This window comes from Acetobacterium sp., from assembly GCF_036508315.1.
Classification (GTDB): Bacteria; Bacillota; Clostridia; order Eubacteriales; family Eubacteriaceae; genus Acetobacterium.
Genome location: NZ_DATCHP010000055.1, coordinates 34,213 through 57,751 on the forward strand (window position 1 = coordinate 34,213; position 23,539 = coordinate 57,751).

The 23,539-nt window shown below is 34.9% G+C and carries 23 protein-coding genes and 3 riboswitches; of the genes, 2 read left to right on the forward strand and 21 right to left on the reverse strand.

The window, feature by feature from the left end:
• Positions 1-8: 8 nt before the first annotated feature.
• From VIK44_RS06850 to VIK44_RS06860, 3 genes are all read right to left on the reverse strand, one after another.
• Positions 9-182, reverse strand: a complete 174-nt coding sequence (locus tag VIK44_RS06850; protein WP_331553102.1) for a hypothetical protein — start codon at positions 180-182, stop codon at positions 9-11.
• Positions 183-414: 232 nt separating this feature from the next.
• A complete protein-coding gene (locus VIK44_RS06855) occupies positions 415-1,386 on the reverse strand; it encodes a hypothetical protein (RefSeq protein WP_331553103.1) in 972 nt (323 codons plus the stop codon).
• Positions 1,387-1,555: 169 nt separating this feature from the next.
• Positions 1,556-1,750, reverse strand: a complete 195-nt coding sequence (locus tag VIK44_RS06860) for a hypothetical protein (protein ID WP_331553104.1) — start codon at positions 1,748-1,750, stop codon at positions 1,556-1,558.
• A 573-nt stretch (positions 1,751-2,323) separates the two neighbouring features.
• Between VIK44_RS06860 and VIK44_RS06865 the strand changes: the two genes are divergently transcribed.
• Both VIK44_RS06865 and VIK44_RS06870 read left to right on the forward strand, forming a co-directional pair.
• Complete coding sequence (locus VIK44_RS06865) at positions 2,324-2,425, forward strand: phage holin family protein (protein WP_414637064.1); 102 nt, start codon at positions 2,324-2,326, stop codon at positions 2,423-2,425.
• Position 2,426: 1 nt separating this feature from the next.
• Positions 2,427-2,963 carry a D-Ala-D-Ala carboxypeptidase family metallohydrolase gene (locus VIK44_RS06870; protein WP_331553105.1) on the forward strand — a complete coding sequence of 179 codons (537 nt, stop codon included), beginning with the start codon at positions 2,427-2,429 and terminating at the stop codon, positions 2,961-2,963.
• Between the two features lie 49 nt (positions 2,964-3,012).
• Here VIK44_RS06870 and thiW read toward each other — a convergent pair whose 3' ends face one another.
• The 18 genes from thiW to VIK44_RS06960 form a co-directional block, all read right to left on the reverse strand.
• Positions 3,013-3,513 (reverse strand): energy coupling factor transporter S component ThiW, encoded by a 501-nt coding sequence (gene thiW, locus VIK44_RS06875; protein ID WP_331553106.1) that lies wholly within the window; start codon positions 3,511-3,513, stop codon positions 3,013-3,015.
• Positions 3,514-3,523: 10 nt separating this feature from the next.
• Positions 3,524-4,825, reverse strand: coding sequence for a phosphomethylpyrimidine synthase ThiC (gene thiC / locus VIK44_RS06880; RefSeq protein ID WP_331553134.1), 1,302 nt, complete (start codon positions 4,823-4,825; stop codon positions 3,524-3,526).
• 82 nt (positions 4,826-4,907) lie between these two features.
• Positions 4,908-5,010: riboswitch (TPP riboswitch) on the reverse strand.
• A gap of 61 nt (positions 5,011-5,071) precedes the next feature.
• Positions 5,072-5,377 (reverse strand): DUF6506 family protein, encoded by a 306-nt coding sequence (locus tag VIK44_RS06885; RefSeq protein WP_331553107.1) that lies wholly within the window; start codon positions 5,375-5,377, stop codon positions 5,072-5,074.
• Positions 5,378-5,685: 308 nt separating this feature from the next.
• Entirely contained in the window at positions 5,686-6,822 is a 1,137-nt protein-coding gene (locus tag VIK44_RS06890) for a hypothetical protein (RefSeq protein WP_331553108.1), read from the reverse strand.
• An 81-nt stretch (positions 6,823-6,903) separates the two neighbouring features.
• The gene (locus VIK44_RS06895; protein WP_331553109.1) at positions 6,904-7,404 is read right to left on the reverse strand and encodes a hypothetical protein; all 501 of its coding nucleotides are present in this window, start codon (positions 7,402-7,404) and stop codon (positions 6,904-6,906) included.
• A gap of 206 nt (positions 7,405-7,610) precedes the next feature.
• Complete coding sequence (locus tag VIK44_RS06900) at positions 7,611-8,399, reverse strand: CpsD/CapB family tyrosine-protein kinase (RefSeq protein WP_331553110.1); 789 nt, start codon at positions 8,397-8,399, stop codon at positions 7,611-7,613.
• 1 nt (position 8,400) lies between these two features.
• A complete protein-coding gene (locus VIK44_RS06905; RefSeq protein ID WP_331553111.1) occupies positions 8,401-9,093 on the reverse strand; it encodes a YveK family protein in 693 nt (230 codons plus the stop codon).
• Positions 9,094-9,135: 42 nt separating this feature from the next.
• On the reverse strand, positions 9,136-9,411 hold the full coding sequence (locus tag VIK44_RS06910; RefSeq protein ID WP_331553112.1) for a hypothetical protein: 276 nt from the start codon (positions 9,409-9,411) through the stop codon (positions 9,136-9,138).
• Positions 9,383-11,287, reverse strand: coding sequence for a nucleoside-diphosphate sugar epimerase/dehydratase (locus VIK44_RS06915; RefSeq protein ID WP_331553113.1), 1,905 nt, complete (start codon positions 11,285-11,287; stop codon positions 9,383-9,385). Before VIK44_RS06915 ends, VIK44_RS06910 begins: the two co-directional genes overlap by 29 nt.
• Before the next feature lie 270 nt (positions 11,288-11,557).
• Positions 11,558-12,307, reverse strand: coding sequence for a tyrosine-protein phosphatase (locus VIK44_RS06920; RefSeq protein ID WP_331553114.1), 750 nt, complete (start codon positions 12,305-12,307; stop codon positions 11,558-11,560).
• Between the two features lie 108 nt (positions 12,308-12,415).
• Positions 12,416-13,582, reverse strand: a complete 1,167-nt coding sequence (locus VIK44_RS06925) for a nucleotide sugar dehydrogenase (RefSeq protein ID WP_331553115.1) — start codon at positions 13,580-13,582, stop codon at positions 12,416-12,418.
• Between the two features lie 329 nt (positions 13,583-13,911).
• Positions 13,912-15,642, reverse strand: a complete 1,731-nt coding sequence (locus VIK44_RS06930; protein WP_331553116.1) for a hypothetical protein — start codon at positions 15,640-15,642, stop codon at positions 13,912-13,914.
• A gap of 13 nt (positions 15,643-15,655) precedes the next feature.
• A riboswitch (cyclic di-GMP riboswitch) is annotated at positions 15,656-15,730 on the reverse strand.
• Between the two features lie 35 nt (positions 15,731-15,765).
• Positions 15,766-15,841, reverse strand: a riboswitch (cyclic di-GMP riboswitch).
• A 342-nt stretch (positions 15,842-16,183) separates the two neighbouring features.
• Positions 16,184-17,641: a lipopolysaccharide biosynthesis protein gene (locus VIK44_RS06935; protein ID WP_331553117.1), complete on the reverse strand. Its 1,458-nt coding sequence runs from the start codon at positions 17,639-17,641 to the stop codon at positions 16,184-16,186.
• Complete coding sequence (locus VIK44_RS06940) at positions 17,628-18,764, reverse strand: CapA family protein (protein ID WP_331553118.1); 1,137 nt, start codon at positions 18,762-18,764, stop codon at positions 17,628-17,630. The genes VIK44_RS06935 and VIK44_RS06940 overlap by 14 nt, the downstream gene beginning before the upstream one ends.
• Positions 18,765-18,777: 13 nt before the next feature.
• Positions 18,778-19,689, reverse strand: coding sequence for an ATP-grasp fold amidoligase family protein (locus VIK44_RS06945; protein ID WP_331553119.1), 912 nt, complete (start codon positions 19,687-19,689; stop codon positions 18,778-18,780).
• A 52-nt stretch (positions 19,690-19,741) separates the two neighbouring features.
• On the reverse strand, positions 19,742-20,923 hold the full coding sequence (locus tag VIK44_RS06950; RefSeq protein ID WP_331553120.1) for an O-antigen ligase family protein: 1,182 nt from the start codon (positions 20,921-20,923) through the stop codon (positions 19,742-19,744).
• Positions 20,924-21,248: 325 nt separating this feature from the next.
• A complete protein-coding gene (locus VIK44_RS06955; RefSeq protein WP_331553121.1) occupies positions 21,249-22,433 on the reverse strand; it encodes a glycosyltransferase in 1,185 nt (394 codons plus the stop codon).
• Between the two features lie 46 nt (positions 22,434-22,479).
• The gene (locus tag VIK44_RS06960; RefSeq protein WP_331553122.1) at positions 22,480-23,535 is read right to left on the reverse strand and encodes a glycosyltransferase family 4 protein; all 1,056 of its coding nucleotides are present in this window, start codon (positions 23,533-23,535) and stop codon (positions 22,480-22,482) included.
• Between the last annotated feature and the right edge of the window lie 4 nt (positions 23,536-23,539).

Sequence of the window (23,539 nt, forward strand, 5' to 3'; positions counted from 1 at the left end):
CACCTCCCTTATGCATAAACTTTTACTTCAATAATTTCTTTATCTTCTTCCCATTGTCTAATGATTTCAGCTTTTGTTGATGGTGTAGATAACTGCTTTAACAGTTGTTGCGTCTCAGCAATTTCTGCTTGTAACTTTAATACCAATTGTTTGTGAAATTGATTTCCGTTGGTTACTTTCATTTGATATTTCCTTTCATTATATTGCTGTTGATAAGTTAATGTGTGTTGTCTTCTTTATGTTACACTGTCCTCAATATTGGGACAGGATTTCAAAGTTATGTTTTCATCCTGCGGGCAGTGTACGCTGCTGTACGTGTTGTATATGCTATTCTACATATAGATTTGATGAAATTTATTTTTAAAAATTTATGGCCCATTTTAACCATAATTGGTTAATTGAGTTAGAAAAATTTTAGCCACATGACTTCTTGAATTCAGAAAAAGTTTCAATTATATCTTGAGGTAGGGCGTATTTGTCAATTATATTTTGATAGTCCCTTGCTAAATGATCGGACCTTCCTCTTAGTACGTTCCATTTTCTTACGGACTTTTTCAACACTTCTGCATCGACTATCAAGTCCCTTTGTTTTGCGATTGTCTTCACGATATTTTCTGTTTCACACAATGATTCAATAAGAAGTAAGGTACACTTGTTTAGATATGGTTTTATCTTTTCCTTAATTATTTCATCGCAGAAGATACGTTGATATTCTTTTATAATAGAAACTAGAGCATCCTTACAGAGGATATCTGCGAACGTTGTTTTCCCTCCAAATAGTTTCTCAAGCGTCCTTTCGATCATTATTATTTCAATTCGTAACAACCCATCTGGTACTGCATCTGAATTTTGTTTCTTTTCCTTCTTTTCCATGATCTGCTGTTGTGTTTTGTCATACGCCTTAATGATGTAGTAATGTAATCTTTTTGCTATTACGGTATGAGTTTCCTCTTTTAAACTGCAATATCTACTTGGTCCCACATATTTAATATTATCCCGCTCTGTTGATAGCGTTGATAGGTTTAAAAGATTTAGCACATCTGATTGAGTAGCATTCCCTGATACTTTCTGCGTTACGTTGCACTCAATGGTTTTAATCGTGCTGTTTAACTCACTTCCGAAGAGTTGCTTTAGTTGTTTTTCACAATCCGATTTGATCATTTCAAGCATTATGCTGTCCACAATAGAAAATGGTTGAATATTATCGTCTCTTATGAATCGTGGTAAAACTAATCTGACCGTTGCCTTTCCGTCTTTAGCTTCTACTGTACCATACTTTTTGCCATGTTCGTTTATCAATGGCTGCTTTGGTAAATTCTTCAACTCACCTTGAAATACTACTTCGAACGCACATCCGTCTAAGCCCTGTTTTGCTTTGCTAATCATTCTTACCTTCCTTTCTGAAATTACTTCTGATTTTCTAATCATTTTGTTGAGCAAAAAAAAGAGAGGAACAAAAATCTACCATCATTACTGATAGACCTTGTTCCTCTGAACATTTTTATATTTAATTTCTAGTTTATTAAGTTAAGTACTACGTAATGCCATTTTTCTTTTAATAGTCAACATCATCCGGAATCTTATTAGGATATAGAACTTCTACTTTCTTATTCTCTTGTAAACATCTCTTTATTTTTTTAGTAACATTTTCTGGATAGTCCATGTATTGCATCATAGGATAACCTTCACCAAATCTGTTGAAATATAAATTTGTATACTTCTTATACTCACTGAGTGCTTTGCTTTTCATATATTTCTCCCATTAGTCTATTATACAGCATATCATTAAATGTGTACAGGCTTATTTTAATTTATTTTTACACCGCTTTATACCTTTATTTATATAAACGCATTTAATTACTAATTTTATTGTGCTTTAAAAGCTATCAGAATGGCCTAGATTAACTTTAATTAAATAACTGATATAATATCCATCCAATTAAATAAGATCAATCTGAGATCATTCTCATGATTTTGAAGATAGTATTTGTTATTCTCTATACTTATACTAATTAATATTTCTTTTATTGCGATCTACATACTATAAATTACTTGTTTTATCAATAGTACTAAAATAGTACAAATTTTATAATTTAAGTTAGAAAGTAAAATAAATAATCCATTAAAAATATTAAACTCATTTGTTCAATTAACTTAAGCAAACATCTAAAACATTTTAAAATGAATATCTTGAAAAGCATTTGAAATAAACACTTTGAGGGCTGATGACCTTAATTATGTTGTGACCTTCTCACTATCAATTCAGCACATAACATCTGCCCTATCTCATCTAATAGTATTATGCTTTTGAACGGATGAGTCAATATGTATTATGGAAAATCTTGGCCGTATCGGTTTTCCCATTCCGGAAAAGTTAAAGAAGGTTTTGGCACAATTATCAGAACAGGAAAAGGAGAAATATTAATATGTACATGTTGCAAATTCAGGAAGCCCTTCAAAATGCCGGCTATTTCCCAGGCTCATTGGATAATATTGCCGGACCACAAACACTTGCAGCTATTAAAGCTTTTCAGGCAGATCACAACCTGGAAGCCGATGGGATGGTTGGCCCGATGACCCATCAGGCACTTTTTCAGGACACCAACCCGGTTCCATCACAACCCGGACAACTCACCCCTCACTTTAACCGACAGGAATTTAAGTGTTGTTGCGAAAGACGATACTGTAACGGTTTCCCAAATGAAATGCATCCGGATCTCTTAAACCACTTAGAATCTGTCAGACAGAATCTCAACACACCAATCATTGTCACTTCCGGTGTCCGCTGCCCCACCCGTAATCAGGAAGTCGGCGGCATCCCTAATTCCAAGCATCTCATCGGTTATGCAGTGGACTGCTACGCCCCAGGACTTTCCATCGAAGCACTGGTTGAAGCAGCACAAAGAGAGAATCTGGGAGTCATTCTTTACCAGAATGAAGGATTCTGCCATTTAGAAATTTAATGCTTTAATCACAAAAAACGGAAGCCAATCTGGCTTCCGTTTTTTTGTGCTATAGGTTATGATTTGTCAGTAATGAACCTTTAGTTGCCTTATTAACAGCAATCAGGAGCAGATAACCAGTCAATGAACCGATAATGGTACTAACCGAAAAAGGAATAACGAATCCGTACCATGCCGCTGTTGAATTTCCAAGTAAAAGCCTGGCTACAGGATAAGAAAGCAAAGCACCGATAATACCGGTGCCGAAGATCTCACCGAGTACAGCAAAGTGAATTTTTTTAGTCTTATTATAAATAATTCCAGCAAGTAATGCCCCGATCATACTCCCAAAGAATGCAAGAGGTGTACCTGTTCCAAGTAAGTTCCTTATCAGTGAAATAGCAAAAGCACACATCACACCATATAACGGACCTAATGTTACTGCACAAAGCACATTAATCATGTGTTGTATTGGAAAGAATTTTGTAATTCCTAATGGAATATAAAATGGAGAGCAAACAACGCCAACAGCAACATACATCCCTGCAAGAGCTAATTTTTTAGTTTTCATTATAAGCGCCTCACTTCAGATCCACCTTTTTACCACTCAATACACGATTCATAGTTCGTACCGCACATAACTTTCCGCACATTGTGCAGCTGTCCTCATTTTCCGGTTTTGAACTTTCACGGTAACGACGTGGCTTTATCGGATCTAAAGCAAGATTAAACATCCCTTCCCAATCAAGGTTTTTACGGGCAGTGCTCATTTTATAGTCAATATCTGAAGCCCCTTTAATCCCTTTGGCAATATCTCCGCTATGAGCGGCAATCCTTGAAGCAATAATGCCTTCTTTCATATCATCCATATCAGGCAAACGCAAATGCTCTGCCGGGGTAACATAGCAAAGAAAATCCGCACCGCTGGCTGCCGCTAAAGCACCACCGATGGCACTTGTTATATGATCATAACCCGGTGCGATGTCAGTGGTTATCGGGCCTAAAACATAAAGGGGCGCGCCATGACATAGCTTTTTCATAAGCAGCATGTTTGCAGCAATCTCATTAATAGCCATGTGTCCGGGACCCTCAATCATAACCTGAACATTTTTCTCCCAGGCACGCTTTGTCAGTTCGCCCATGACAATAAGTTCCTCAATCTGAGCAGCATCAGTGGCATCATATATACATCCGGGACGACAAGCATCACCAAGACTCATTGTGACATCGTATTTTTCAAATATTTCGAGGATTTTATCATAGTGCTCATAAAAGGGATTTTCTTTTCCAGTTTGCTCCATCCAGGCAAAGAGCAGTGAACCTCCCCGGGATACAATATTTGTCAACCTGCCCGTCTTTTTAAATCGCCTTGCCGTTTCACGATTAATGCCGGCATGGATTGTCATGAAATCCACGCCATCCCGAGCATGAACTTCCACAATCTTGATAAATTCCGCTGCTGTAATATCCGTGAGATTCTTATCATAAAAGCCGATGGCATCATAAATCGGCACGGTGCCCAGCATAACGTTCGCGGTTTCAACAACCAGCTTTCTGAAATCTCCTGTTTTGCCAAAGCAGCTTAAATCCATAATGGCATCGGCCTTCATCTTAACTGCGGTTTTCACCTTTTCAATCTCATTATCGAAATTGCATACGTCTTCTGAAATGCCCAAATTAACATTGATTTTAGTCGTTAATCCCCTGCCAATGGCTTTCGGGATCAGATTTCGGTGATTTTTGTTGGCGGGAATAACTGCGGACCCTGCTGCTATCCGCTCCATAAGTTCCTGCGCACTTAAAGCGTCTGTGGCCGCCGCCTGTTCCATTTCCGGTGTAACAATACCCTTTCGAGCTGCATCCATTTGTGTTGTATAATTTATTTAATACTCCTTCATATCACATCATTTTTTTTATTATGGCAAAAAATAAAAGACCCGCACCAATATGGGCGAGTCAAATAATTTGTTAAAATTAATGCCTTCCCTACGATGGTGCTAACCATATCAGGTTCAATGGGTTAAAAACAGAGTTTTCTCTCAGCCTTTCGGCACCCCAAGCAGTGTTACAATATTTAATTTTTTTTAGTGTATCATAAACTAAATAGAATGTAAAGCTTTCAAATGTTTCTAGCTGAACATATCGTCGCCGCTTTTGAAGCCAAAAGCCGGATGGAAGTCAAATTTCACTGCCCCAACAGCGACATCATTCCCAGCAGCTTTTTTAATACGGGCGATTCCATCATTTCCAAATCCGGCACATAATTCTAATGCGTTACATCCCTTTTCAACCATTTCTATTGCTACTTTTTCTGCTTCGTCATAGTCAGCGCATCCCACTACATTCATATTAATTGCTTCTGAAGGGATGATCGCTCTATCTTTTTTTGAGTCCAAACCAGGCGCCACATAAATAAATGCACATTCGAATTTCATTTTTCTCCCTCTTTCTGTGTGTGTAAGTGTAGAGTGCTTATATTCAACCGTCGGCATTCTTCACAATAAAACCCACCTCACTGATTCTATCTTAGCAGAAATTGTCAACGGTTGCAATATACAAAGCAGATAATACCCATAGCAATAAATCCCCCCATTCAATGTCGAAAAAATATTTCGCGAAACTTTTTGGTACTTTTATATTAGTATTTTTCGGTATAAAATTACATAAATAAATGGCAGGCTACTGTTTTCCAAGTGCCTGCCACCAAAATCCTATTTTTTAATTATTGATCTCCGATGGGTTATCAATATCTATATACCGCAGCCAGGTCGCTTTCCGTTGGCATATCCTCACTTTCTAGGATCACAACTTCTCCCCCTCGACTAAGAACCGCTTCAGCCATGTCGTCGTAAATATCTCCAACGTAAAAATCTTCTGCCACGCCTTCAGTAATGGTACCGTGACTAGGCTCATATCTACCTGGATGGACTTTATTTTCTTCCAGATAAAGGACTTCCACCCGTCCCTCTGTAATCGCTCTGGCAATTTCAACCACATCATTTGAGCCCATATCTTTTGAATGAGCCTGGTTGAATATTTCCATTCGTTCTTTCAGTTGCTGTCTGAAAATATCCATCATGACATTCTGAACCTTTTCATAAAGCATTTTTTCGTCCATTGCCTCAATGTCACTTTTAATACCTTCTTTAATCAGATATGGATTTTTTGATATCTTTCGGAATTCCCCTTGATGTTCATCTAACCCAACGAGTATAAGGGGTATTTTATACTGCTTGGAATGCTGCTCTTCAACGAAGGTCTCCACGTGGCGGAAAAATTTTTCTTCATCTACTTTTCTCTCATCCTTAGCGCCTCCGTATCCGTGATATGTGGATTGCTCGCCTCCGGTACTGGCATGGGACAGATGCCCTTCTGTTGTTTGAGTCCCTAAAACACCTTCCATTGTTGAGTCTTTTTCGTCTAATGAAATCTGATGAAGTCCATAATGATCTGCTTCAAAAAGAAAGAATCGATCTCGATTGAGTCCGAGAACATGATACCGGCCGTTTAACTGATAACTTTTCAATAGGGGTTTTATATAATAGCTATCGGATACAATGGCACGGCTGGTTACGCTAATGGGCAGTTTGTATACAATACATTCTTCCTCATCCGCCAGAATCGCCATTCCTTCTGTAGCACCTTCCCAGAATATAATATCCTCTTCCATTTGTTTGAAAAGAGAAAACAGATCTCTAAACCCTTTGACCTCTTTATCTTTTAACGCCTCCTGTGCCTCTCTGACAAGATTTTTGAAACGAATAGGATTTTCAAGCCGATCCGGTTTTTTAATATTGGTATCAATATAAATAGATATTACCGGACTCTTTCCTTTTTCCATTAAAGGGTGTGGAAATTCTTTTACAAATTGATATTTCATAATATTAATCCTCCTTATGTAGATATTATATACCTACCCGTTTTCTTAATAAAATCACACCAACCATAAGATATTCCTTTCTTATTCCGAAACTTCACCAACTTTTTTATTGACCTCTTCAGCAAATTCTTTAATATGTTTTATTATTTCCCTATATGTGGTTTCCATGAGCTCAGGTTCTAATTCGAATAATTTAATACCATATCTTAAATTTACAAATCCAGTGACTTCTAATTCATCCTCTGAAATACAATTAAAATCCGCTTCGTAGACTAATTTACAATCGATTAATGAATTGAATTTACTAACCAATGATATTAAAAGCATGTTTGCTATAGCGTATTGTTGATTTAATACATAAAAATCAACATAAGTTTCCTGACAATGGTCTACTCTTTCGCTTTCTATAAGAAATCCCTGGCAGGAGTTCATCGTAAAAAATACATTTACTGAATTAATAGCGTCTGCCAATTCCTTAATCCCTTTATCGATTGCGCCCGGATCTCTTAAAAAATATTTTTTATCTTCGGTTGTAAAAAGTGTTGCAGGGTTTTTATCAATTTCTAAAAATGAATCATCCATATTATATAAGCCCTCTTTCTCGATTATCGTCTCTATTATACCTTGAATTTCATAAAAAAGGTAGCTTAGGCGTAGGCTCGCAAAAACCATTGGGCACCTTGTTGTATAGCGTTGAGCTTGCAAATACAGCAGGTATATTAATAGATATCTGCATCAACAGTCTGAAATGCTTCAGTAAAACCTGTTTAGTTATGCCTTTGCTTTTTTCATGGCTTTGAATCCTCTGAATTAACATCACTGTTTTCTTCTGTAATTTGATCTTTCCGCCGGAAAAGACCTTTCTTTTTATGATGACTGCCTGACTGAACCTTATCTTGATCACGACTATAACCATATCCATAATAGAGAGCACTTTTTTTAAATTCTACTTTTGTTAAGACAACACCTATAATGTTTGCCTCTACTTTTTCAAGGTTTTTTTTTGCTTCAACAACCATTGCTTTTTTTGCTTCCTGAGCTGCCACAACCAGTAGTACTCCATCGACTACTTTGGATACAATACTTGCATCCGCAAAGCTTAATACTGGTGGCGTATCAATCAGAATGATATCAAATTTTTTCTTGCATTCGATAATCATGTTCTCAAAAGCATCAGAATTCAACAGTTCTGTTGGTGAAACTTGTTTATTTCCTGCTGTCATGACTTCTAATTCTTCAAGGTCGCCAACTTTATTCAATACAAAATCAAGCGGCAATCCATCAACGAGCATATTCGACAAGCCTGGCAGTCTTGAATTAATATCAAAAATTTTGTTCACACGCGGTAGTCTTAAGTCTGCATCAACGATCAGCACCCTCTTACCTGACTGAGCAAATGTTATTGCCAAATTACAAATGGTGGTGGTTTTTCCTTCTTTTTTGCCCGCACTGGTCACTAGCATGACCTGATATTTATTTTTAAAATTTTTAAAATTCAAATTGGTCCTTAACAATTTATAACTTTCTGTTTCAAATGATGTGGGACTGCTTAATGTTACTAAACTTGATAGATTCATATTATTTAGCCTCCCTTTTAAATTTTGGAATGCTTCCCAGTACTGATATCCCAATGAGAGTTTCAATATCCTCTTCATCCTTAACCGTATCATTAAGTAAAAACATAATGATTACAATAAACAATGAAGCAAAAAGACCTAAAAGGCCTCCGATTACTGCATTCAGCAATTTATTCGGAGCAATGGGCTTTTGAGGTACCGTGGCCTGGTCCAGGATACGAATATTTTCCACCCCAACGATTTGCGAAACAGCTAATGTCAGTTGCTTAGCTAGTTCATCTGAAACCATTTTTGCAATTTGAGGGTCAGTATGTCTAAATCCAACGGTAAAAAGCCGCGAATCTTTAACGGTTTCAATGACTACATCTTTCTGAAACTCATTGTATGCTATATTCATCCCTGTATTTTTCATGACTTCATCAATAACCAAGTGGGTTAAAGCAATTTGCTTGTAATCAGTGATTAACTGACTATCCGCTTCCAATTGACCTAGGGAAATACCAATTGATGCCAAACCTGAATTTTCCTGTCCGATAAACAAAACTGTTTTTGCTTCATAAATTGGTGTCACGAATATGGCTGTTATAGAATAGGCCGTCGCAAAGCCTGCCATTGTAAGTAACAATATCAGCCACCATTTTTTAATAACAATATCAAACAGCTCTAATAAATTGATACTTTTTGTTGTTTTCATAATGATCTCCCATCCTCTATAACCCACTTTATCACATATTACTTATTTCCAATTTTCTAAGTTCATTTCTTCTTTCTGATCAAATAAATTCTTAATCAAATCTAAATCCTCCTGGTTGTATAACTCGTACCATAATCCATCGATGATCTCAGAGTAAGTTTTCAGACGATAATTTTCATAGGTAATATTTGCATCCCAGCTACTCATTTTAATATAATCCATAATCTTAAGTGCGTTAGCATCGGTTTCTATCCCTTTATTATAATAGGTTTCAACAAGTTTGATTTTCTTATTCTGCTGTTTTACGATCCACACCATAGATCAAACGGAGTTTTATTTCGCTTTTATTATTCACTTCATGATTGTCTTTATAGGTTGTTACGATTTTTTTTACTCTACGAATGAGTTCTTTTTTATCTGAGGAGTTTAGTATTAGGGTCAACTCGGCAATAGATTGCTTAAGGCTGACATAATCGATTTTACAGGGTTGGCCTATTCGAATCTTTTCATATCGGGTATCGATTAAACCTTCTTCATCCATCAGAAGTTCTTCATAGAGCTTCTCACCTGGTCTTAGTCCTGTGATCTCGATCTCAATGTCTTCGTTTAGCTTAAGACCGGAAAGTTTAATCAGATCTACGGCCAGGTCATATATTTTTACCGGTTGGCCCATATCAAGAACAAATATTTCCCCGCCTTTTGCAATGGCACCGGATTGCATCACCAGTTGAGCTGCTTCTGGTATAGTCATAAAGTACCGAATAATTTCTTTATGGGTGACCGTCACTGGTCCGCCTTCTTTTATCTGTTTTTTAAAAAGTGGTATGACTGAGCCGTTACTGCCAAGAACGTTGCCAAATCTAACCGCAGTAAACTTTGTCTTGCTTTGCTGGGCAAGGCCCTGGATGATCATTTCACATATGCGCTTACTGGCTCCCATAATATTGGTTGGATTGACCGCCTTATCTGTTGAAATCATAACAAAGCGCTCAACACCATATTCATGGGCTGCTTCTGCCATGTTTTTGGTCCCAAAGACGTTATTCTTAATGGCCTGGTTTGGTGAATGTTCCATCAGTGGCACATGTTTATGAGCTGCGGCATGGAAGATCACATCTGGATGATTTGATTCTATAATAGAAAAAACATCATCTCGGTCTCTTACCGATGCAATGATGACATCCAGATTCAACTTGCTGCCATAATCCTGTATAAGTTCATTTTGTATTTCATAGGCATTATTCTCATAATTATCAAGTATAATAAGCTTACCTGGGTTGAATCTGGCAATCTGTCTGCATAATTCAGAACCGATGGAACCACCGCCACCAGTCACCAAGATAATTTTACCTTCAATGTAACTGACTACTTCTCTTACATTAAGGTTCACTGTTTCTCTCCCAAGAAGGTCTTCAATCTCAACATCTCTAATCTTACTTAAAGAGACTTGACCATCAATCATCTCACGGATGCCTGGTATGATTCGTACCTTGGCAGTTGTTCGTTTACATTCACTCAAAATCATTCTCAGGGTGGTGGGATCCGCTGTTGGTGTGGCAATGATGATCTCGCTAACTCTAAATCTATGAACGATACTTCCGATGTCATTATTGTTGCCTCGGACTTTGACCCCTGCAATGTTTTTATTTAGTTTATTTTCGTCTTCATCAATAAAACCTATAACATGTCCATAGTTAAACGCATGGTTCTTAATCTCGGTGGCAATCAGAGTCGCCGTAGCACCGCTCCCAATAATTAATATTTTTTTCTCAGAACCTTTTTTATTAAACAGTTGTTTATTTTTCAAACTCCTAACAAGCCGATAGCTAAAACGGGTGCTGCCAGCAATGGCAATTTCAAAAATCATGATGGTTAGATAGATACCAAAGTATAGTCTTTCCCCCATATATATCAGAATAATGGTGCCAAAAATATTTGATACAACCCCGGCAAGTACAATTTTCATCAGTTCCTCCACTGATGCATAGGTCCATATGCTGTTGTACAAATCAAAGTATCGGTAGATCACAATCTTACCCAGTGTCAAAATGAATATACTATTTAAGTATATACTTATGATCTCTGTTGGTACAATGCCTTCATAATGTAGGTATACCGCCACAAAGAAAGCTATATTCACAGCCAACATATCTGCAATAATTAGAAATAAGTGTCTGCTCATTTTAGTTCCCATGGTATACCTCACTTTTTAACATAGAAACATTATGTTGGTGCTTTTTTAATTGTTTCTAATGTCAGATTTTTTGACAATGCCAACAAATCGGCTAATGCTTTGGTCAACCAAATAATTCCAAAGGTTTTAATCATTATTAATTCTTCCTGCGTTGCTATCATTTCGACTTACCTATTATGTATTTAATGCCACAAGGAATATCGACAAAACCATACCAAATATTTAGCATAACTTATATATTTTTCAGTATAAATTAATGACTTATTTCTGTTATCGCATACGCAAGCCAAATCTTCTTGCTTTTTCTATATCCGCAATCATTAATGCACCATCTTCGATCATCAATCTAGGATTATCGACAAATAATGTCTCTGCACAAAGCTCCCCAAAAGCCTGAGAAACACTATCATAGGCCCTTTTCATTACTGGTGGTCTATTGTCAACATTATGCCCGTCCGATGCAACAATATGGATCGAACCACCTTCTATCCATTTAAGTGCTTTTTTTCTGGTTTTTTTGTCTATAATATAGCTTGACGTTATTTGTGCGTAGATGCCTTTTTCTGCCAATTCTTTGATTTTATCAGGTTTTTTCATGAAAATCTGATAACGCTCAGCATGAGCCAGTACAATCTTGTAACCACTGAGCTGGAGATCATGCATCATGGCTTCATGAAATGGGTAGAAATGATAATAGGGTAATTCCACCAATAGATATCGGCTATCCCCCATGGTATGGGCTTGACCATTCTTTATCCCTTCCATGCTTTCTTCACTTAAATAAATCTCATTACCTAAATGTATTTTTAAATCAATTTTTTCAGTAATAATGTAGTCTTTTATCAAATTATATTGTTTTTCAACATTTTGATTGTAATAAATGGGTATATTAAAATGGGGTGTTAAAATCATCTCACTCACACCCTCATTGATTGCCATATGTAGCATCCGTATGGCTACATCCATGTCTTTCGCACCATCATCAACGCCTGGCACCAAGTGTATGTGTGTATCAATCATAACATCACTTTCTCTTTATTTGTTTGCTTCAATGTCATAATAAAAAGCTCCTTCTGTTAACAATCTTATCCATTATAAATACTTGACGGTTTTTATAAATCACGCGCATTATTCTCTACTGAATAAATCTCTCGTATACACTTTATCCACTACATCTTTAATCTCATCGGATAATCGATTTGCTACGATAAGATCAGAAATTTTTTTGAATTCATCAAAATCTTTAATGACTCTAGAATTGAAAAAATCATCTTCATCAAGGGCTGGCTCAAATACAACTACTTCTATTCCTTTCGCTTTAATTCGTTTCATGACACCTTGAATAGCAGATTCGCGGAAATTATCTGAGTTCATCTTCATGGTGAGCCGATAGATTCCTACAATTTTTGGTTCTCTCTTAATAATCATATCCGCAATGTGGTCTTTTCTCGTTCTATTGGCATCTACGATGGCAGACATGATGTTTTGGGGTACGTCTGAGTAATTAGCAAGAAGTTGTTTTGTGTCTTTTGGTAAGCAGTATCCACCATATCCAAATGAGGGGTTATTATAATAGTTTCCTATTCTCGGATCCAGACTAACGCCTTTGATGATATCTTGCGTGTCAAGACCTCTTACCTCAGCATATGAATCAAGCTCGTTAAAATATGCAATCCTTAATGCAAGATAGGTATTCGCAAAAAGTTTAATCGCTTCTGCTTCAGTTGATTTAGTATAAAGGATATCAATATCTTCTTTAATGGCACCTTGAGCAAGTAATTCCGCAAAGACTTTAGCTCTTTCTGACTGCTCTCCAACAACAATTCTTGAAGGGTATAGATTGTCATAAAGCGCTTTTCCTTCCCTTAAGAATTCAGGAGAAAAGATAATATCCTCTGTTTCAAATTTTTCTTTAACAGCTTCTGTATACCCAACCGGTACCGTAGATTTAATAATCATAACGGCATCAGGGTTGATGGCAAGTACATTTGCAATAACGGCTTCAACTGTTCTCGTATTAAAGTAATTCTTTTTTGGGTCATAGTTTGTTGGTGTAGAAATAATAACGTATTCTGCGTCTTTAAAGGCTTCATAGTTATCTGTTGTTGCTTTTAGGTTTAGTTCTTTATTTACTAAAAAATCTTCAATTTCATTATCAAAAATTGGAGATTTTTTTCTGTTGATCATATCAACTTTTTCTTTTATAATATCGAGTGCAATCACTTCATTGTGCTGAGCAAGTAAGATCGCATTTGACAATCCTACATAACCGGTACCTGCAATTGTTATTTTCACGCTATGCCCCCTTGATTATTAAAACAGCCTCCACATTATATCATAATGCTTATTATTCAACAATAAAATATTCTATATACCAGTCCGCAAATTTACACGAAATTCAGCAATATATTTAATATATTTGTACCCTTTTTATCACTAGCTAACCATTAATTTAATGCATAATTATTATTATGAATCCAAGTATTTTTTCAATAAAGAAACCGCTAATATGAAAAAACACCCATTTGTGAGTTTAGGCTCTTTGCAAACCTGGCATCTCACAAATGGGTGTTTTATTTTTCTATGATAAATTTTTGTCTTAAACTTGTAAATTGACACTCATTTTAATATTTTGAAACAAGAATGTTGGCCAATTCCGGATGATTGCCAAGATAATAGGGTTTTTGATAGAGTGCACTTGCTACACTGATCTGATTATTCTGAACGACCAATGCGTCCGCCAGTAGCGTGAAAAAAATATAATCAAATGGTCCATGAATAATGTTATCTTTTACCACTATTGACTTTGCTAAACCCTTACTGGTATTGGTTCTTACATCTACAATTTGTAACAACTGCAATCCTCTTGTTATACCAGATGGATGTGCATCCTTTTGTTCTATTTGAATATTGTTATTAGTCATTTCTATGATCGGTTGACAATTATCGGTTAATCTCAGTATCGTTATGTTGCCAAGTGCATATTTCGACTTTATCTCATTGTTGTTAAATTTGAAATTCGTAATTTGTTGACTTGAACCTGGAAATCTTAAATCATAAACATCGATTTTGTTGTTTTCAATTGTAAAATTGTTTGCACATGTTGTCAACTCCATAAAAGATACAAACAATTCACTTTTCGGTTGTCCCAGTCTATCAGCGTATGATTCTTCTACGATAAATGTATTGTTTGAATACACTCTATTTACGGGAACACTATTCCCCGCGTCACCGCCGACGCCGCCTTGTTTTGCTTTTATCAATGCATTGTTCGTTTTGTTTGCATCAAAGCAAATATTGTTGATCCATGTGTTATTGGTGTAGGTAACCATGCCGGAGCTTAAATAAGCATCGTATAATGCTACATCAAAATTCGCCTTCATCCCTTCAACACGATTAGAATCATAGACCACCTCTTTATTTTCAGTTAATGCAAATGCATAATACTCGCCGCCGCCTGCTTCAGCCCACCAATTATCATCACATGTGACCTTGTTGTTATAGATCCCAACAAATTTTCTGGCTTCCACCATCTGTGCCTCATATGTGATGCCATTTGTGATACTCATACTTGCAAAAACGTTCTGGAAATTATGAATGGTGTTATTTCTGATTTCAACATTTCTGAAAGGTATATCACTTAAAACGATAAAACTGTATGTCGTGTTTGAGACACTATTATTTGTAAATATAAACTGATCAATACCAAAATCAACTCCCACAGGATTTAAGTTCTTATTTCCCTGCTGTCTGTATAAGGAAATATCTCCTTCAAATGTACAGCCATCGACTTTCACGCTGTTGACTTTTGAAGAACTATTCTCTGCAGGATTGTAAGCGATCAATAAAGCATTTACCTTACTCAAATTGGTGAATTTCATATTACTTATTGTCAGACTCTTGATTTTTTCAGGATCGAATAAAACAGTATTTTTTCCGTTATTAAAAATCAACTCTGAAGCATTCATACCAGTGATTGCAATATTAGGATTCGTCACTGCTTCAGATGTGTTTCCAATGTAGAACACGCCATTTAATGTGATACTGCCATACTGGTTCAATGCACGGTTAAGCAATGAAGCATTGTTGTCCTTCTGGCTGGCATCATTCGGAATTAACCCATAATTACCTGCTATTGGTTTTATTGTCGTTGCTGCTGGTTTTGTTGTCGTTGCTGCTGGTTTTGTTGTCGTTACTGCTTTTGTTGTCGTTGCTGCTGGTTTTGTTGTCGTTGCTGCTTTTGTTGTCGTTGCTGCTGGTTTTGTAACTACATTTTTCGTTGCGGTTGCGGCGTATACAGGCATAGTACTAAACAATAAGAAAAATGCGATCAAAAATACAAAAAGCTTTTTCATGATGGATACTCCTTTCGGTAGCCGGCTACCATTTTACAGGCCCTTGGCTTTGCGTCCCAACTTTTCAGTTGGTTTGCCATTATCGTTGGACAATAAATAAATAGAATACAAAAAAACTCTCCTTTCGGAAACTGGCTGCCATTTTACAGGCCCTTTAGCTTTGCGTCCCTGCCTTTCGACAGGTTTGCCTTTATCGTTGAAAAGTTATTTCACGACTATTATTAAATTCACATAGTTTGTTTGATCTAACAAAACCTCTCTCTCGTTATCTGGTTATCGTTTTACAGGCCGCTAGTTTTGTGTCCCTGTCTTTCAACAAATTTGCCTTTATCGTTGAAAAATCATTCCGTAAGAATCATTAAAATATTGAATTCTATAGTTGATACGCAATACATATTTATAGATTCAATGTATCACATTTATCGTTAATAGTCAATATATTTTTCTACTTTTTTTCCTTGCGAAAATTGCAATATAAAATGTACACCTTTTTCAAAAAAAGATATGTTAAGCGATGAATGGTTTATCGGTTTTTATTTTATTAACCATGCTGCACTAGACTTTTTACAAATTCAAATATCTCATTTCTAATATTCGAAAATAAGTACAATATTCCAAAATAACACAAAGCACATATTGTAATTGATAAAACACTCCATGGTACACTTGAATTCATTTGGTGCAGGAAGAATCCCAAAATCCCCATTGATATAGCCGAAAAAGCTGTTGGAAGTACATTTTTGATTGTATCTAGAATCGGAAATCCCATTGCAACCTTCATTATTAAAAAATGAACTAAAACAAATTCCATTCGAATTAATGATCTCGCATATACAAGTGTCCAAAAACCATATTTAGCACTAATTAAAATCGTCGGAACTAAGACAACCAAATGTAACACTTGGGCAAGGAAGGATAACTTAGGTCTTCCCTTGGCTCGATATACCTCACTGCAAAAGTTACCAAATACTATCATTACAGCGCTTGTTAAAGCCCAAATTCCAATGATTTTACTTGCTTCGCTCCACTGGCTGCCCAAAAAAATTTGAGTTGCCAAATCACTGTAAATATATATACCCATACCCATAGGAAGTACTAAAACAGAAACAAGACGCTGAACTTTATAATATATTTTTTTGAAATTAATATTATCATCCTGTAACCGAGACAGAGTCGAAAAAAGAACCGGCACTATTGATGCAATAATGATCGCCATTAACGAGTTAACCATCATTTGAGATGTAATATACAAACCTAAATAATATGAATTTAAAAGAACACCAATAATAAAGACATCAATCCATGAAGTGGCCCAAATTGAAATTTCTTCTGCTAAGGACCATATGCTGAAGGATAACATTTCTCTTAATATTTCGGCTTTATAAAACAAACCTGGCTTCCATTTTGATTTAATGGTTAATATCACAGCATTTGAGAGTTGCATAACAATTGAGCCAATAATGATTGACCAGTAACTCAAACCTAAAAGGGCAAGTGGTATTGTTACTGTAAATGGCACACAAATAGCAATCATCCTTACAAGAAATAACGTTTTAAAATCAAAATCTCTTCTATATAGAGCCATTTGTATACTTGAAAAAGATGTGAACACTAACTGCAAACATGCTATAGCAATGACACTACCTAATCCTGGATTACCAACTAAAACCGCAATCTGCTCACGATAGACTATAATCATCAGCCATAAAAAAATCGAAATTCCCAAATTGGTCCAAAAGGCCACATTTGTATTCTTGAATTTTTCTTCATCATCCTTAAACTCATGCTGAACCAAGTATTTTTGAAACCCCGCATCCGTAAACATATCTGCAAAACTTATGATCATCGTTACAATTGCCACTACACCAAAAGCTTCCGGAGCTAGAAGTCTTGCTAATACCATATTAGAAATAGGACCAACAGTTTTAGCTGCCAACTCAGTAATAAATGACCATTTTCCTGCATGAATAGCTTTGTTTTGGATATTATTTTCTTTCAATTGTAAAACCGCCTTTTAAGCCAGCCAATAGCAGTTCTCTATGTGCTTCACATTCAATATAATTCTGTATAGCTAAAAAGTCTTTATCGTTATATTTTCGTTTAATATTAAAATTATTTAAAATTCGTCTATCTATACGCGAAAACCATTTTCCCATACCTGAAAGTCTTGTCATATATGCCAATTTATTGTTTTCAGCAAATTTCTTATATTCCTTTTCTACAAATCCTTCTTGTGATATCTCCATTGAACGTTTTGCAAAGGCTTCTATGATTTCCTTCGCGACTGTACCTTTAGCAAGACGCACAACATTTTCTTCTTTCACAAAAGGAATATATTCGATACTAAGTACATTTTTAAGTTCAACCTTGATTAATAAGCTTGTCTTCCAGTACTCACTATTAGAATCGTCAAATATAAAATTCCCTTGCCCGTAGACAATTGTAGATTCTTTATATTTTTCAAAGCAACCAGCGCAATGACTATGTTGACATATAACCAAGTCTGCTCCTTTTTCCGCCATCTTTCTGGAAACCTTTTGAAGATAAGGTGATGGATAGCGATAGTGTTCTTTTCCGCCATGATAAAGAACAATCACATAATCGCACTGGGTTTTTAGGTTTTGTATGTGATCAAGACTTTCTAGTGGATCAAACGGATTTGCTCCAGAACTCTTTTCACTTGCTATGGTAAACTCGTGTTCAGCACAATTATAGATACCTATCTTTATTCCATCTCTTTCAATAATGCAAGGCGTACTTGCCTCAGAAAGATTCTTTCCTACTCCAATATAAGGTATCTTATGTTGATTCAAGAGATCAAGTGTTGATTTTAATCCTTGTTCACCTTGATCTAATATATGGTTGTTTGCTAAATTAATTAGTGACACATTAAGAGCCTTAATTCCATTAATCGCACTTGTTGGAGCAATAAGATTCGGTCCATGTTTTCTGATAGGATTTTCTTGATCTGCAAGAGGTACCTCTAAATTCAACAACCTAATATCAGCAGAATTCCATAGGAATAGTAATTCTTTACCAAGCAGAGTATTTACGTCAGCTTTATTGAATAAATCCATATTCGATTGTGTTGGTACAAGATCTCCTGCTATTAGTATTTGCATATTCCTACCCCTTTTAATTATTTGTTTCTATGGGTAAATTAATCCAACTACCTAGTAAATAATCATAAGACTCAGGTATAATTGGTGTAAAACCGGATCCATCAAAAAAAGTTATTTCTCCAAAATATAGGTTATCTTCCACAATAAACCAATCAATCCTAACCTGACACATATTTACTGCTAGCTGTTCAGATAACTCTATCATTTTTTCTAACTTTTTTGGTTTTTTACAAGTCGCATGCTCAGATATTTCAAATCCCCATGTCATGTCGATTTTATTCCACTCTAAGTCATATGTATCTTGTATGTGATTGGTAAATCTACCCATGTGTACCTGGACTAGTCTGGCTTTACCATTAAAACACACAACCTTATAATCATTAGGAGGAATATTTGTTTCAGACATAAACTTCTCACAGATAATTTCGGGTTTTATATTTTTATATGGCCACTCCCGGTGAATCCAATAATATTCTATTTCCATCCATTTTTTTACCGTTTTCTTTAACTCTACGTAATCGATTTTTGATTTATCCTTACACAGATAAACATCCCCTGATGTGTGATTGGGTTTTAATACAAATTGATTTGGCAATGCTTCAAAATCAATTTCATCATAGGAATCGTAAACCCCCAGAAGCGGTATGAGATATTCTTCACCAATTGTGCCTTTAATATATTTTCTCACCTTATACTTATCTGCTAATTGGGTATACTCTTGTTTTCGATCAAAAAGTTTTAACCATTGAAGCTTTTCATTAAATGACTGTGGGCTATCGAGATTCAACCTTCTCCCAATCGATGCTCTATATTCTAACTTAACAAACGTTTCATCTGGAATTATTCTTGTTATTCTCTGACCCAGGATATAATTAACGACAAGCCATGGATTCCTAATCCCCTTAACTATTCTTTTTAAAATCATAATAACCTCTCCTTGTAATCATTAATTGATTGAAATCAAGAATTTTCCAACTTTAGTTTTCAGTTTTAGCTAATCTATATATTATACTTCCAATCGCTAATATAAAACCTATACCTTTATCGTCATAGTAAACCATGCCTACAGACATAATCATATATCCAACAATAATTGCTATAAACATGTAGCATAATGATTTTGAGATAACTTTTGATGCTTTCATTAAATCCCTTATCACAATAACATTAGCAAGATAAAATAATGCAGTGCCAATAATACCGGTTCCAACTAAAAGTTCAATTACATTATTATGTGAATAGGTGTACCCTTGGCCACTACTAGTGCTCAATAAAACTCTATAATTATCAATGCCATACCCCAAAAACGGATGTTCTTTAAACCATGACCATCCCCATAGAATCATTTCTGACCTAATATTCATAGAGCTATCAGCAGTACCACTACTAGAAAAAAAATCAAACATGGTACCCATTCTCTCCCCAATAATTTGGTAGAAAAGGGGTACGTTATTTATTATATAAAATATGGCAAAGATAAACACTATACTTATGAATAAAGCTCTAAATTTACTGCCCAGCTTAATGTCCTCTTGAAAAATCAACATAAGTACTATTGAAATTACTACAAATAACAATGCTTTTCTGGATCCGGTAAGTAAAATAACGATTAAATCAGTTAATATAATCACAGAATACCAATAATTTCTAGTCTTCAGCAAATAAAAAAGGCAGAGAATCGAAGAGATCCCAATAATCATACCTATAGAATTTACATTTCCAAGCTCACTTCCAATTCTTTCTAAAACAGTAAAGTCAGCATTAATTAATATATAAATACTTGTAATAAAACCTGAAAAAATAAAGCATTTCATTATAAAGTATAATTTCTCTAATGTATCAACATAATTAATAAGCGATAAAATGAGAATATATATTAAAATTAATGTTTGAATTTTACTAAAAGCAGTGCTTGGCTCAATCGCATAAAATACTGACACCATACAAATAATAATAAATAATGAATAAACAAATAAAAAAAAGTTGAATATAATTTCTTTCCTCAACAACAAAATCTCTAACCAAATCAAGCCTATTAGAAACAATGCTAAACAATTACTCAAGATATTCCATCCTGCCTGGGATGTAAATACATAAATACTTAATACATAAAAAAACATTATGCAATTTATAAGTTGATTCAAAGTGATTTTCTTCATCCCATGTTACCCCCCATTCACTGTATGAAAAACTGCCAAATAAAAGTCCAATTAAGTGAAAACTTTAACTTATGTAATTATTTTCCCTGATTTTAGAAACTATATAAAATGAATTAAAGATTTGGCTAATTCCGCTACAGATTTGTTTTTGGGTGGCATCATTTCATTCAATATCTTGTCTTTGAGAGTTTGACTGTATTTTGACATTAAGTTTCTCCTCGTTTTTTTATACTATACACTTTTTAATTCCCTATGAAAAGTATCCTGACACCTAAGGCTTGTCAGATCGAAAAAGCTTCTATTATTTTGTTTAACCGCTTATTTTTCATATAATTTTTTCCCATTCTTTCACAATATTTTCCACACTAAATGCTTTTACTCTTTCTTTTGATTTTTTAGAATACAACTCAAGTAACCTTTTAGTTTGTAGTAAGCTTGTTATTGCATTTGCTAAATGTATTTCTTCTGCCTTCAGAGGTTCCGCTGCATCATACTTTTTTCCATCACATACAGGTATCAAAACACCATATTCACAAAAATCAACAGAATTGATTTCTGTATCTAAAGATGTGTTTGGTGCCAATATTTCTCTTGGTCCTGATTTACAATCTGCAGATATAACTGGAAGGCCACAAGCCATCGCTTCACATAGAGCATTAGGGAAACCTTCAAATAATGATGGAAATACAAATAGGGTTGCTTTACTTAAATACTTATAAGGGTTACTGTTAAATCCAAGGAAATAAATGTCCTCTTCTATCTCAAGATCCATACTAAGCTGCTTAAGATAGTTACTTAGATTCCCTTTTCCTAAAATAATGAGTTTTGCATCCGGTATACTTTTCTTGACTTCACTAAATGATCTAATGAGGTGCCAATGCCCCTTCTGATCTATCAATCTGCCTATCGTAATAATTGTAGGCTGCCTAAAAACCTCTAATTCATCTTTCTTTAACTCACCTTGACTTAATAACTCTATTTTATTTAAATCATAAGGATTATAAATTGTTATATTGTTTTGAACATTTTCAAGGCCATAATTTGTAATGAGTCTATTTTTTATTACGTTAGAAACAGAAACAATAAAATCGGCTCTTTTATATAAATATTTAATAGCCAAATTACCAACCTTACCATAAAAACCTGTATTACTCTGAGTAGTATAGTTTCTAACTGATACTATCGTATTACTATCTCCTTTAGTTAATATATTTAGAATATTGGGACTATCTAAAAAGCTAATTACAGTATCAAGTGAATATTTATTTTTAATATTTCTCAGCTTGATGATCCTTTGTACAAAACAAAAATATTTTCCAAAAACAGTTTTTTTATGTGGTGTTTTTAACGAAAGTAATTTCCCTGAATAAGAATAGTCTTGTACATGATCTTCATATACAATAACATAAACCTCATATCCACTTAATTCAAAAGCATTTGATAATATTGATGCAACCCTTTCCGCCCCGCCCCCTTGTAATGTGGGGATTAATAACGCTATTTTTTTCAAATCTTACACCCTTATTTCAAAAATTCAATTTTAAGCTGCAATTTAACTATTTATCCAAAAACATGAATAGTTTTTCTAATACAACACTAGGTGTGTATTTTTCTGCTTCACGTACATTATTTACCGCAATTCTAAATGCCATTTCCCGGTCATTATACAATTTTAGTATTGCCTTACTTATCGCTTCCGGCTTTTTTATGGGGACAAGTATTCCATTGAAACCATCGTCAATTATATCTTTGTTATATAACCAATTTGTCGCTATGATTGGCAAACCAGAATAATATGAATCAATGACACTACCTGGAAAACCCTCACCATCAAAATATGTTGGGAAAATCAATGCAAAATAATTCCTTAAAGTGTCAACAGTTTTATCATAATCGACTACCCCTTTATAAGTAACAAATTCTTGATTCTTAGCTAATAATTCTTTGAATTTTTCCTCATAATTCTTATTTACCATACCATAAATGTCTAATTGAATAAAATCATCGCCTAGTCTCTGATTTGTTATCCTAACCCCTTCAATTGCATCCTCAATCCCCTTTGTACAACTAACTCTTGAAAATGTACACACGGAAATGTTTTTTTTGTTTTCAATCTTTAAATCTGACTCGTTGATTTTTTCTAACCTTTTCAAGTTAAAAAGTATATAAATATTATCAATACCCAAACTTTCTAAATCCTTTTTCATAGTATTGGTTTCAACAAAAATCGCTTTGAATTTTTTTAACGGATTAATATATATTTTATTCTTTTGCAGCAAACTGAATAAAAATCCGCCAATTACTACATAATATACTTCTCGTTTGTAAAATAAATTGACAATTGATAATAACGGCACTATTACCTTAAAACCATTGTCTGCAGGGAAGATAATCACCTTTTTAGATTGAACAATCAGCATTATACTTTTTATAAAAAAAGAAATGGGGTTTCCCTTCCAATTATTTGTATTTAAAACTTTAACATTTTCAGGATTGTATCTGCCCTTAATTTCATTAGCAATTATAGTGGTTTTAACCGCCTGACCATCTGCAATTTGGCCACCGTCACCAAACTGACCCCAAATACCGATTTTCCATTTAGCATTTTTCATTGGC